Annotated in this window: 10 protein-coding genes; 9 read left to right on the top strand and 1 reads right to left on the bottom strand. The window is 32.6% G+C overall.

Going from position 1 to position 13,971, the window contains the following annotated elements; all coding sequences use genetic code 11:
* Nucleotides 1–25: 25 nt before the first annotated feature.
* Genes AC3IRK_RS13585 through AC3IRK_RS13545 form a run of 9 tightly spaced genes read left to right on the top strand, consistent with a single transcriptional unit; the run spans nucleotide 26 to nucleotide 11,123 of the window.
* The gene (locus AC3IRK_RS13585; protein ID WP_489170095.1) at nucleotides 26–1,876 is read left to right on the top strand and encodes a polysaccharide biosynthesis protein; all 1,851 of its coding nucleotides are present in this window, start codon (nucleotides 26–28) and stop codon (nucleotides 1,874–1,876) included.
* A 29-nt stretch (nucleotides 1,877–1,905) separates the two neighbouring features.
* Nucleotides 1,906–2,532, top strand: a complete 627-nt coding sequence (locus AC3IRK_RS13580; RefSeq protein WP_489170094.1) for a sugar transferase — start codon at nucleotides 1,906–1,908, stop codon at nucleotides 2,530–2,532.
* A 5-nt stretch (nucleotides 2,533–2,537) separates the two neighbouring features.
* On the top strand, nucleotides 2,538–3,413 hold the full coding sequence (locus AC3IRK_RS13575; protein WP_489170093.1) for an NAD-dependent epimerase/dehydratase family protein: 876 nt from the start codon (nucleotides 2,538–2,540) through the stop codon (nucleotides 3,411–3,413).
* Between the two features lie 3 nt (nucleotides 3,414–3,416).
* Nucleotides 3,417–4,562 carry a glycosyltransferase family 1 protein gene (locus tag AC3IRK_RS13570; protein WP_489170092.1) on the top strand — a complete coding sequence of 382 codons (1,146 nt, stop codon included), beginning with the start codon at nucleotides 3,417–3,419 and terminating at the stop codon, nucleotides 4,560–4,562.
* Nucleotides 4,559–5,722 carry a glycosyltransferase gene (locus tag AC3IRK_RS13565; RefSeq protein ID WP_489170091.1) on the top strand — a complete coding sequence of 388 codons (1,164 nt, stop codon included), beginning with the start codon at nucleotides 4,559–4,561 and terminating at the stop codon, nucleotides 5,720–5,722. Before AC3IRK_RS13570 ends, AC3IRK_RS13565 begins: the two co-directional genes overlap by 4 nt.
* Nucleotides 5,723–5,736: 14 nt before the next feature.
* Nucleotides 5,737–7,239, top strand: coding sequence for an O-antigen polysaccharide polymerase Wzy family protein (locus AC3IRK_RS13560; protein ID WP_489170090.1), 1,503 nt, complete (start codon nucleotides 5,737–5,739; stop codon nucleotides 7,237–7,239).
* Entirely contained in the window at nucleotides 7,208–8,503 is a 1,296-nt protein-coding gene (locus AC3IRK_RS13555; RefSeq protein WP_489170089.1) for a glycosyltransferase, read from the top strand. Before AC3IRK_RS13560 ends, AC3IRK_RS13555 begins: the two co-directional genes overlap by 32 nt.
* Complete coding sequence (locus tag AC3IRK_RS13550; RefSeq protein WP_489170088.1) at nucleotides 8,500–9,924, top strand: lipopolysaccharide biosynthesis protein; 1,425 nt, start codon at nucleotides 8,500–8,502, stop codon at nucleotides 9,922–9,924. The genes AC3IRK_RS13555 and AC3IRK_RS13550 overlap by 4 nt, the downstream gene beginning before the upstream one ends.
* Before the next feature lie 32 nt (nucleotides 9,925–9,956).
* On the top strand, nucleotides 9,957–11,123 hold the full coding sequence (locus AC3IRK_RS13545) for a nucleotide sugar dehydrogenase (protein ID WP_489170087.1): 1,167 nt from the start codon (nucleotides 9,957–9,959) through the stop codon (nucleotides 11,121–11,123).
* 84 nt (nucleotides 11,124–11,207) lie between these two features.
* Here the strand turns inward: AC3IRK_RS13545 and galE are convergent, their stop codons facing one another.
* Nucleotides 11,208–12,233 carry a UDP-glucose 4-epimerase GalE gene (gene galE, locus AC3IRK_RS13540; RefSeq protein WP_489170086.1) on the bottom strand — a complete coding sequence of 342 codons (1,026 nt, stop codon included), beginning with the start codon at nucleotides 12,231–12,233 and terminating at the stop codon, nucleotides 11,208–11,210.
* Nucleotides 12,234–13,971: the final 1,738 nt, after the last annotated feature.

Raw genomic sequence — 13,971 nt, 5'->3', positions numbered from 1 at the left:
ATAAAACGAGAAAGGAGAGTGTCCTTTGAAATTCTACTATTATTACCGCACGTTGACATTAGCCTGCATTGATGCTGTAGCCTTAGGGGTTGCGATGGGATTCACCTACTTCTTCTTATACCCGAAAGAACTGTTTGATTTGATTGATAGTAAACTACTGCTTCAATCAGCTGCTGTCTTTGCATTGTTGTTCGTCACATTGGCTTTTTTAATGAAGTTGTATCGTGTCAACTGGAAGTATGCCAGTATCCAAGAGGCACTGACCTTGTCCTTGTCACTCGGTGCCAGTTCGATTGGACTGATGGTTTATCAGATATTTGTGTTCGACCAAGTGCTTGAACGCATCACGATTCTTAGTTTTTGTATTTCCTTGTTATTGCTTGGAGCAATTCGTGTCGCTTTACGATTACTTGGTATTGGACAGCATTGGCGCAAATATGCATTACCCCGCCGGATGGTTAAATCACGTAAACGGACACTGGTGATTGGTGCTGGACGAGCGGGACGCTCGTTAGTCCGTCAATTGTATGCGTCACCGTTTCATGAGTTAAAGCCAGTCGCCTTTGTAGATGATGATCCAAAAAATATGCATTTCATGATCCAAGGAATTGAAGTGGTCGGGACAACAGCGAACTTAAAGTCGGTCATCGAAAAACACCGGATTGAAGCGATTGTGCTTGCAATTCCGTCATTGACGCAACAACGACGGATTGAACTGATCACGGAAGCGAAAACGCTTTGTAAAAACGTTCAAACATTGCCGATGATTGAAGAGTTGATTACAGGAAAAGTTTCTGTCAGTGCGATTCGAGACGTTTCGATTGAAGATTTACTTGGTCGTGAACCGGTTGAACTCGATATTTCAGGGATTAGATCTGAAATCGAGGGACGAACGGTCCTTGTGACTGGAGCCGGTGGATCGATTGGATCAGAAATTTGCCGACAAATCATTCAATTTAATCCAACTACACTTGTACTGCTAGGTCATGGTGAAAACAGTATTTACCTGATTGAACGAGAGCTACGCGGACTTCAGTTTCCGATTAACTTAGTCCCAATCATTGCGGATGTCCAAGATCGCACGCGACTCGAAGAAGTGTTTGCGACACATAAACCACAGGTCGTTTTTCACGCAGCAGCGCATAAACACGTGCCATTAATGGAAGCGAACCCGTACGAATCAGTTAAAAACAACGTGTACGGGACAAAAAATGTTGCCGAAGTAGCTGACTTATTCGAAGCAGAACGATTTGTGATGATTTCAACCGATAAAGCCGTAAATCCAACAAACGTCATGGGATCCACAAAACGGATTGCGGAAATGGTTATTCAAGAACTGGGATGTCGCAGCAAAACAAAATTTGCGGTCGTACGTTTCGGAAATGTACTGGGGAGTCGTGGCTCTGTCATTCCACTGTTTAAATCACAAATTTTAGCGGGGGGACCAGTTACGGTCACACACCCGGAAATGACGCGCTTCTTTATGACGATTCCGGAAGCAAGTCGGTTAGTCATTCAAGCCGGTATTTTAGCGGATGGTGGAGAAGTATTTGTCCTTGATATGGGTGAACCGGTCAAGATTGTGGATCTCGCAAAAAATATGATTGAACTGAGTGGCTTCACAGAAGATGAGATGCCAATCGTATTCTCAGGGATTCGTCCGGGTGAAAAAATGTATGAAGAACTACTAAAGGATGGCGAAGTGGATCCGGAAGCAATTTATCCAAAAATCTTTGTTGGTCGAACTCGACAAAAAGAACCAGTCATAAACATTCTAAAAATAGTGGATCGCCATAAGAATGCACCACTGCAATTAAGAAACGTCTTACTCGATATTGCGAATGATGTTGCGGTTCGTGAAGAAAACCTAGTCTGACGAACGATATCTAAAAGGAGGAATGAAATGTGAACTACTTAAAAATCAAACGTCCACTTGGATTTTCGATTGCCTTCGTTGCTTGCTTAGTATTGATTCCTGTTTTTATCTTCATCATGGCTGCCATCAAGGTGGAGTCACGAGGGCCAGTATTCTTTAAGCAAAAACGAGTCGGTCTAAATAAAAATCATTTTAATATTCTAAAATTCCGAACGATGTATATCGAAACACCAAATGATACACCAACCCACTTGTTAGCGGATCCAGATGTGTACATCACGCGTGTCGGTAAAATCCTACGAAAAACAAGCCTCGATGAATTGCCACAACTCTTTAACATTTTGAAAGGTGAGATGGCATTTGTAGGGCCACGTCCGGCGTTGTGGAATCAATATGATTTGATCGACGAGCGAGATAAATATCAAGCGAATGATACGTTACCCGGTTTGACAGGTTGGGCGCAAATCAATGGTCGAGATGAATTACCGATTGAAGTCAAAGCCAAGCTTGATGGAGAGTATATTCAAAGAATGGGAATCTTGATGGATACACGTTGTTTTATCGCAACGATTTTTAGCGTCCTGAAGAGTGATGGGGTAGTTGAGGGCGGTACGGGAAATATCTCTGTAAAAGAAGTTTCAGTTACAAAGGAATGAGTATAGTGAAAAGGATTTTAATTACTGGTAAAAATAGTTATATAGGTAAGAGTTTAAAACAATGGTTGGAACGAAACTATGGAGAGTCTTTTTCTATTAAAACGACTGGTGTAAAAAACAATGAATGGACTTTTGAAGATTTTAAAAAATACGATGTCATTATACATGTTGCTGGAATAGTTCATCAAAAGGAAAACAATATAAATGAATCACTATATTATAAAATTAATAAAGATTTAACGTATGAAATAGCAAAAAAAGCTAAGGGGAATAAGGTTAAGCATTTTATATTCCTAAGCAGTATGTCAGTATATGGAGTTGAAGGTTCTTTACATAATAATACTGAAATCAACAAGGAAACAGTATGTTCTCCTAAAACATTATATGGAAAAAGTAAATTAGCTGGAGAAAATAAAATAAGCGATCTCAAATCAACAGAATTTAAAATCTCTATAGTTCGACCTCCAATGATTTACGGGAGAGATTGTCCAGGTAATTATGATGCTTTGAAAAAAATTGCAAGGTATAATTTTTTGTTCCCTGAAGTTCAAAACCAAAGAAGTATGTTATTTATCGATAACTTGTGTATGTATTTAAAAATAATAATAGACAAAGAAAAAAGTGACACATACTTTCCTCAAAATAAAGATTATATCTCTACCACAAAATTAATTTATGAAATCAAAAAGAATAATAAACAAAAAATGTACACGTCAAAATTTTTAGCAAAGATTTTGATGATTATTTTTAGAAATAATAAGACTTTTAATAAGGTGTATGGTGATTTAGTTTATTCTAAAGCGTTGCTAGAAAATTTAAGGGAAAATTCCGAAGAAGTGGATTTTATAAATTCAGTTAAATTGACAGAAGGTTCGAGGTGAAACATGAAATATCCAATTAGAGTATTACATGTAGTAGGTAGAATGGATAGGGGAGGAATAGAAACACTAATTATGAATATATATCGAAACATCGATCGAAATAAAGTACAATTCGATTTCTTATGCCATTATGGAAAAGAAGCAGAGTATAACGAAGAAATTAGAGCACTAGGTGGTAATATTTTCGAGATGACTCCAATTAAATCAGAAGAAAAAGTATATTATAGCAAAATAAGTAACTACATTGCTGATTTGAAAAAATTCTTTCAAGAGCATGATTACTCTATTGTACATGGACATATGACTAATACAGCATCAATTTATATGCCAATTGCTAAGAAAAATGGAACTAAAACCTTAATTGCACATAGTCATTTATCTAAGTCTAAAAAAGGTTTTTTAGGCCTAATCACAGATTTTTTACAAATCCCTATAGGTGTGATTGCAACAGATTATTTTGCATGTTCCCAAAATGCAGCAAGATGGTTATTTTCCAAAAATACAATTAAAAATAACAATGTAAAAATTTTAAAAAATGCAGTTGACACTAATAAGTTTAAATACTCAAATGAAATAAGAGCTACATTAAGAAAAAAATATAAACTAGAAAAAGATTTAGTGATTGGACATGTAGGAAGGTTTTATCATGAAAAAAATCATTCTTTTTTAATAGATGTTTTTAACCTTTTTCAAAAAGAAAATGAAAACGCAAAATTATTATTAGTAGGAGAAGGTCCACTAAAACAAACGATAGAAAATAAAGTGAAAAAGTTAGGCTTAGAAAATAAGGTGTTATTTATGGGAAGCAGAAGCGACGTAGAAAGTATTTTACAAGCAATTGATGTTTTTGTTATGCCTTCTCTTTTTGAAGGATTTCCAGTAGTAACTGTAGAAGCGCAAGCAAGTGGTCTTCCGTGTGTATTTTCTACCGAGATAACTAAAGAAACAAATCTGACTAAAAGAGTAAGTTATGTTTCTTTAAATGATTCTTTAGAAAGTTGGACATTGAAGATTAAACAAGCCTTTGAAAATAATAAACGTATAGACACTTCAAATCAAATTATTGATCAAGGATTTGATATCGTTGAAAACACAAGATGGTTACAAAAATTTTATTTAAATAAAGTAAAGGTGGAGAATGATAATTGAATAAAATATTATATATAGCATTTGTAGATTTCAATCAAAACCATCATGGTGTGAACAAAAAAATTATAAATCAAAGTAAAGTTCTTGAAAATGAAAAAAATGATGTTGAAATTATTGCACGTCAAGATAATTTTATAGTTTTACTAAATGCTCAAGGTGAATTGATTAAAGTATTGAAAGAAGTAAAGAAAGTAAACAACTATTATTTAAAAAACTTGATTTATAAGCAGCAACAATACAAAGAAATAAAGAAAATATTGAGTGAAAAAAAGTATAAGGCATGTTACATAAGATATGATTTGAGTGGCATGAACTTCATAAAAATGTTAAAAGACATCAAAAATGATGCCGATAAAATTGTAATTGAAGTACCAACTTATCCATACGAAAATGAATATAGTACTTCAACTGGTCATAAAATAAAGTTAAATATTGATATGTATTATAGAAAAAAATTAAAAAAATATGTTGATCGGATAGTAACGTATTATCACGAGGATTATATTTTTGAAGTACCAACTATAAAAACAATAAATGGGTTTTCTTTTGAAAATACTGAACCTATTAAAAATACAAATCTAATTAAAAACGAAATAAATATTATTGCGGTAGCATCTATGCGAAGTTGGCATGGATATGAACGAGCAATTGAAGGATTAAAAAAATTCTACGAAAAAAATGTAGATACAGCTTATAAAATCAAAATTCATATCGTTGGAGAAGGACCAGAAATTAAAAAATACAAAGAAATGACATTAGAATTTAACTTGAGTGAAAATATAATTTTCCATGGAAACCTACATGGTGAGCAACTAGATAGATTATTTGAAGAATGTAATTTAGCTATTGATTCATTAGCAAGGCATAGAACTAATATTACTGTATTAAGTTCCTTAAAAAGTAGAGAATATGGATCAAAAGGAATACCTATAATCAATTCTTGCAAAATTGACATATTAAATAAAAATTATAAATATGTTTTATATGTTCCAGAAGATGAATCACCATTAGAGTTTGAAAGCGTAATCGATTTTTATGAAGTGACTTACAAGGAAGATAAAAAAGAAGTAATTAAGAACATTAGAACTTTTTTCGAAGAAAATTCTTCGATGGAGTTATCTATGAAAGAAGTAAAAATGTATATTAATCAAGGTATTTGAAAAGGATAAAAAAAATGACATATAAAATTTCTACATCTAGCATTTTCATTTCAAGAATAATATTATTTTGGATATTGAATATTGTAGTAATAACTAGTATTTTATTTGATCAAGTTAATGGATTATTGTTTTCAGTTTTACTTTTTGTAATTCATAATGTTCTCTATTGCATCGAGAAGTTAGAAAGTAGGATATTTTTTCTATTCTTCCAACTAACTTTCTTCTTGTTTTTAGAAGCAAAGCCTTTAATATTGTTAATTACTGGTGAGGAACTAATAAGTAGTATTAATTCAAATCTATTTTTTGATCAACTTTCTATTGAACATAATATAATAACTCTTTTATTAAGTCAGTATAGTTTGTTTTTTGCATATTATCTTTTTGATAAATTCCAAAGAGACAATGAAAACAAACTAGCTACTAATTATAATGCTAGCTATATAAAAAGAGTAAGATCTATTTCTATAAAACTAATGTATATTAGTTTTATTCCTGCACTATTTATTTTAATAGAGAAAGGTATTTTTGTTAAATCATCAAATTTTACTTCTTACTATGTTGACTATACCTCTAAATTTCCATTGCCTATAATTAAAATAAGTGAAGCTTTTAGACCATTATTTTATATTTATTTAGCGACACTACCTAATAAAAAAGAAGCTAAATTACCGATTATTGTATTTTTGATATACTCAGTCGCGACTCTAAGTTTCGGTCAACGAAATGAATTTATTCTTAATTTAATTGTTTTATTCGTATACTTTTATTTAAGAAATTCATTTAGTCTTGATATCAAAGAAAAATGGTTTTCATTTAAAGAAAAGATAACAATTCTTATTTTATGCCCACTAATAATTATTTTTTCTGTTATATACGATTATATAAGACGTGACCTTTCGATTTCAAATGTAAGTTTGATTCAGATTATAAAAGAATTTTTTATTACTCAGGGAAGTAGTAATGAAATAATTACTCATGGATATTTACTTGAAGAAAGGATTCCTAAGCAAGAAGTTTATTATACTTTTGGAACAGTATATAATTATATTACTCAAAATATAGTATTTTCTTCCTTGTTTGATAATGAGCAGTTTGCTCAGAATTCTATTGAAATGGCTACAAGAGGGCATAGTTTTTCAGCAACGTTAACATACTTAAATTATCCTATAAACTATTTAAACGGAATAGGAATGGGTTCTTCATATGTAGCAGAACTTTATTTTGATTTTGGTTATGTAGGTATCATTCTAGGAAGTATTGTCATAGCTATAGTTTTAAAATATTTAAATACCTATATATTCTCTAAATGGATTTTTACATTTTTCGCATTATTGTGTTTACAATCCTTGCTATTTATACCGAGATCAAGTTTTTTAGATTGGATAGCACAACCATTTAGTATTTTAAATATAGCTTTAGTATTAACAATTCATTTTCTTAGTAAAATAAGTACAGGAAAGAATTATTCTGAAGGAAGTGTAGTCTATGTCGAAAAAAATACTATTCATGATAGATGAGCAGTTTCCTTACGGAAAAGGAGAACCTTTTTTAGAAACTGAATCTAATTACTACAGTAAGTTTGACAAAGTAATTATTTTATCAAACTATATTGGAAAAGATCGGATGTCTAGAGATGTATCTGAAAATATTATTGTAATTAGACCAATGAATAAGTTATTTAGAGAAAACGATAAAAAACTTAAATTTTTATATGGTTTTTTATCTTTATTAGATTTTAATTTTTATAAAGAGTTATATTTATTAAAAAAATTAAAAAAATTAAACTTAAAAACATTAATCCATTTATTATCATATATATCAAAGAGTAACATATCTTATTTATTCGCAAAAAAGTGGATTGAAAATAATCTTGAAGATACAGACAATGTAATATTTTATTCTTATTGGCTTTATTTTCAATCATATATCGCTGTTAAACTAAATAAAAATTTTAAAGGAAAAAGTGTTGCGATATCTAGAGGTCATGGATTTGATATATATGAAGAACGACATAACAATAGTTATATTCCTTTAAGAATGCATACTTTGAAAAGCTTAGATGAAATTTACACAGTTTCTTCTAATGGTAGAAATCACCTTATCGACAAGTACAAAGAAATAAGTTCTAAAATCCATATAAGTTATTTAGGAACTTTAGAAAAAGGTATCCAAAATCATAAAAATAGAAAACATGAAAATTTTAGTATAGTTTCTTGTTCAAGACTTGTAAGCCTTAAAAGAGTAGAACTAATTATTGATGCTATTACTAAAATTAAAAGTGATAAAGAAATCCATTGGGATCATTATGGTGGTGGTGACTTACAAGATAAATTAGAAAGTTATGCTAAAGAAAAACTTGGAGATAAAAAAAATGTAAGTTATACACTTCACGGTAATTTGGCAAATGAAGATATTATGAAAGCTTATCAAAATAATTACTACGATATCTTTATTAATGTAAGTGAAACTGAAGGATTGCCAGTGTCTATTATGGAGGCAATGTCTTTTGGTATACCTGTTATAGCTACTAACGTTGGCGGCACTAATGAAATTGTAGATAATACAATAAATGGTTTTCTTATTTCAAAAGATTTTAGAATATACGATCTTGAAAAAAAAATTATTGAAGTTATGGAAATGAATTATAAAGATAAAAATCTACTTAGAAAAATGGCGCGTTCTAAATGGGAAGAAAATTTTAATGCAGATAAAAATTATAAGGCTTTTTTTGATTTATTTATTAAAAAGAATGAAGAATTACTTGAAAGAGTATCTAAATGAAAAAACTTATAATGAAATTTTTGGCGTTTTCTATAGGCCCGGTAGGTGCTGCTGCACTTTCATTTATTACAATACCTATTATCACATTTTATATATCACCAGAAGATTTTGGAATAGGAAATATGTTTATATTGTATATTAGCGTAATTCTGAGTTTTTCATATTTTGGCATAGATCAAGCTTATACAAGAGAATATCACGAGGAGAAAGACAAAGAAAATCTTTTTAAAAATGCAATGATGATTCCTATACTATTTTCTTTCATTTTATTAATATTTTTGTATGTTTTTAGTGAGAAAGTTTCATATATTTTATTTAGTGACGATTCATATAATGAAATTAGCATTTTATTTGGTTGCTGTATTATTTTAATGGTGATCGAAAGATTTGCATTGCTTTTTTTAAGAATGCAAGAAAAAGCAATAGCTTATTCAGCCTTTAACATACTATCAAAATTATTAATACTTATCTTTACTTTTGTTTGTATTAATCTGTTGAAAAATAACTTTTTAATAGTAATTTATCCAATCATATTTGCTCAAATAATTTCGACAACGATTTTATGTATTTGGATTATAACTTCATTTAGCGAAAAATGGTCATTTAAACTTGATGTGAAATTATTAAAAAGAATGCTTACTTTTGGTTTTCCGTTAGTTATTTCTACAAGTATCTACACTTTAATAATTTCATTAGATAGAATTTTTTTGAAAAATTGGAGTAACTTTGAAGAAATAGGTATATATGTTTCAGCGTTGAAGATAGCATCAATTTTAGCAGTTTTACAAGTAAGCTTCTCTAACTTTTGGATTCCTACCGCATATAGATGGAATATGGAAAATAAGAATATGAAATATTTTGAATTAGTTAGTAAAATTGTTGCATTTGGAATGTCTATAGTTTTTTTTATGATTCTTTTAACAAAAGACTACATAATACTCATGTTATCTCCAGAGTACGAAGATGCGAAATACTTAATAGTTTTACTTTGTATTCAGCCTATTATGTATACGATGAGTGAAACTACTGTTCTTGGAATAGTTTTTTCTAGGAGAAGCAATATAAGCATATGGATTAGTTTAATAACATTGGCCGTAAATTTAATTTTGGCATTTTTGTTAATTCCTAAATTTGGAGCTGTAGGAGCTGCGGTAGTTACCGCAGTATCATTTATAGTATTTTTTATTGTTAGAACAGAGTTCTCCAAAAAATACTGGACTGGATTTGTTACCTATCCTCAATACATTTTAGCAATATATATGTTTATTTTGGCTCTTTTAAACGTCTTTTATAATTTTAATTTAATGTTTCAAATTATAAGTTTTATTATGCTGATTTTCCTCCAAATTTCAGTTGTTAAAGAAATTTTTATTCTAATTATAAGTAAAAAATCGAGAAGAAATTGGGATTACAATAGTTAGTTTTTTAATTTTTGAATATTAAGGAGAATGATATGAAAATTACTGTAGCAGGAACAGGTTATGTCGGTCTTTCGATGGCGGTCCTACTCGCCCAGAATAATGAAGTCACATCAATTGACATCATTAAAGAACGTGTTGAGCTTGTTAACAATGGGAAATCACCAATCGTTGACGCTGAAATCGAAAACTTCCTACAAAATAAAGCATTGAATCTTCATGCAACAACCGATAATTTTGAAGCGTACAAAGAGGCAGAATTCGTCATCATTGCGACTCCGACGGATTACGATCCAACACGGAACTACTTTAACACTCGGACCGTTGAAAGTGTCATCGCAACAGTTCTTGCCATTAATCCGGATGCGACGATGGTCATTAAATCGACGGTACCGGTTGGCTATACACAAGAACTAAAAGAAAAGTTCGATACACCAAACATTATCTTCTCACCGGAGTTCTTGCGTGAAGGGCAAGCCTTGAATGACAATCTCTATCCATCTCGGATCGTAGTCGGTGAACAGTCAGAACGAGCACAACAGTTTGCTAATCTTTTACTTGAAGGAGCCATTAAAAAGGATGTGCCGATTCTTTTGACAGATTCAACAGAAGCTGAAGCCATCAAATTGTTTTCCAATACGTATTTAGCGATGCGTGTCGCGTTCTTTAACGAACTCGATACGTATGCAGAAGTCCGTAATCTTGATACAAAACAAATCATTGAAGGTGTCGGGCTCGATAGCCGGATTGGCAATCATTATAACAATCCTTCTTTCGGATATGGTGGGTACTGCTTACCGAAAGATACAAAGCAACTTCTTGCGAACTACGATGAAGTGCCAAACAATATTATCGGAGCAATCGTTGAAGCGAACCGAACCCGGAAAGATTACATCGCGGATACAATCATCAAGCAAAATCCGAAAGTTGTTGGGGTTTATCGTTTGACGATGAAGACAGATTCAGACAACTTCCGTGCCTCATCGATTCAAGGCATCATGAAACGCATCAAGGCAAAAGGAATCGAAGTGACAGTCTTCGAACCTGTATTGACGGAAGATACATTCTACAACTCTCGTGTCATTCGTGATCTCGAAGCATTTAAACAAGAGTCAGATATTATTCTTTCGAATCGGATGCACCCTGAGTTAAGTGATGTTGAGAATAAAGTATATACTCGTGACTTATATAGTCGAGATTAGACAAAAACCAAAATTTAAAAGGTCCACTTGATTAAATTTTAATTAATCAAGTGGACCTTTTAAATATCCTATTTCGATTGTCGATCAACGATAGTCGTATTCAGGAACTTTGTATCCGTTTGGATTTTGTGATTGCCATTGCCAAGCATCTCTACACATATCATATAATGACTTTTCTGCTTTCCATCCGAGAACTTCTTTAGCTTTTGTTGAATCAGCATAACATTTTGCTACATCACCTATCCGGCGACCTACAAATTTGTGCTTAATATGAATTCCAGTAGCTGATTCGAAAGTTTTTAATAAATCAAGAACACTTGATCCAACACCAGTCCCTAGATTAAATGCTTCAACTCCTGAGTGCGAATATTCAAGTGCCTTGAGGTGTCCTTTTGCTAAATCTACTACATGTATGTAGTCACGAATACCTGTACCATCTGGCGTATCGTAATCTTTGCCATAAATACTTAGTTCTTCTAACTGACCAGCAGCAACTTTTGTAATGTATGGCATTAGATTATTGGGAATATCATTTGGGTCTTCACCAATCCTACCACTACCATCAGCACCAATAGGATTAAAATAACGTAAAAGAGAGATATCCCATTTAGGATCAGAGACTGCTAGATCTTCGAGGATTTGTTCAATCATTAACTTGGTTGCACCGTAAGGATTGGTAGTTGAACGTGGGGCTGCCTCTAGAATAGGTATTGTTTTAGGAACACCATAGACAGTTGCAGAAGAACTGAAAACGAGTTTTTTTACATTATATCGTTGCATTGTTTCAAACAAAGTAAGTGAACTGATTAGATTGTTTTGATAATACATTAATGGCTGTGTTACTGACTCACCTACAGCTTTTAGTCCTGCAAAGTGGATTACCGAATCTATAGAGTGTTTTGTAAAAATTTGATCTAATACATTTTTATCCATTACATCTGCTTGATAAAATGTGATATTTTTACCGGTTAGTTCCTTAACCCTTTCTAAAGATACTTTTTGACTATTAGATAAATTATCGATGACGACTACGTTATACCCTGACTTAAGTAGTTCAAGACAAGTTTGGCTTCCTATATACCCAGCACCACCTGTAACTAAAGTTGCCATAAGTATTTAATCCTCCTCATTTGTTACATTTTTTAACATAATTGTATCATGAAATAAGGACGATTTTTAAAAAAATAGGTAAAAAAAGATTAAGATAATGTGGATTATTTGGTGAAATATAATGAAATGATTAAATAGAAAAATCATAGGGAACACCATTATTACAACAATTGAAGGAAGTCTTTTGATAAATCACTTCGATTATTTGAAATAATATCTTGTTATGCAAATCACTTATAGCAAGTAGAAGTAATCTCCTGTAGGTAAAAAAATCTTTTTTCGAGTGATAATCAAGTTCTTTTAACAATATTATTTTAATCAACTGGTTCATTATTTTAAACCAAAAACGGCGATATCATATGTTGATGACGCTGATAATGAACTTTTGCGAGCGAAACCTCTTAAGGTAAATTTGATGAAACAAGTTGCTCCGATGGCTTACCAACACGTTCATCAACGCGAACATCATCCGCTTGAAGAGGCAATTCACCAAATCAGTCAAACGGGCCTCCGCTTCATATAAGCCCGTTTGTTGTCGATCAAAGATGTTCAGTTTGCGACGTTTACGTTACTTTTGCGACACGGAAAACGACAAAACCTGCGGACGGTTAGAGACGTTCGAATAAATTTCAAACGCTTTTATCAGGATGGACGACAGGACTTGTCCTTCGTCCTGATCGTGGTCAAGCGATCAACGAACAGTACGCTCACGATGCGTTAAATCAACAGTCATTTATCATCCGTGGGCGACTGTTGCATCCGCATGACTTGCGGTATGTCATTTGCGATATATCTCTATTAAACTGGTAATTGTAAACTTCTGGAGATTCAACGGCTGCTTGTTCACAGTAGCTCGCGGATGACGGAAGAATATGCCCTCAGGTAAGAAACGAAGCTCTAGCACATCATCGATACGTTGTCGGTATGAGCCGGTTGATTGAGGAATGGGCGACTTCTGACGACGGAAAGGTGTACTGTTACGCCGTCTTGCGTTACTATGCCCAAGCAGGTGCAATATGATCAGTAAATCAGCGTGATGCTCCTAATAAATCGTTGTCGCGAACGTCACTCGTAATTCATGTGAGCGGAGGATGCAATTAAGGATCTGTTGACTAGCGAATCGAAGTTGTGTCTACGTTTGATTCGGCTCCAGTAAACGCATGGTGTCGTTTTGAAACAAGTAACTGTCGTTGGTTTGGACATCGAGATATTGTGTCAGGATAGCGATTAGTGCCTGAAAAAACGATTTAAAAAAACCTGAGTCCAACAAAATATTGGATTCAGGTCTTGAAAATCTCTTAACAAATAATTCAGTCCAGCTTTTTTAGTACATTGAATTGAGCGATATCTTTTTGAACAGTTCAAAAAGACAGACTTTTATTTTTTTAGATCTTGAAGAGAAGCCGACTTTTGAGTCAGCTTCTTTGTTTTACATCGTCGCTGTTTTTGAATCATTTTAACGAGTGATAAAAATATCATCTGTCCGTCTGTCGTGACCGGGAAAAAGTTAAATACATTTACTAAACAAAGTATTTTCACCACTACCCACGCTCCGCCGTCCCCTTCGACCCATATACCAAAAGAGAAAAGAAGTAATGGTGCTGAACCTGAAATGATCAGATTTTGCCAGTCGACATGAGTATTATGATAACGGACCGTCGGAGTCAGAAAACGGTCGAATGTCACGCATGGCTGACGTCGGAAGAGAAGCGCAAAACACCAATGGATACTTTCATGA

Source organism: Exiguobacterium sp. GL_137 (assembly GCF_057834585.1).
The sequence above is the reverse complement of the archived record's forward strand: the minus strand, read 5'-3'. Positions and strand labels throughout refer to the sequence as shown.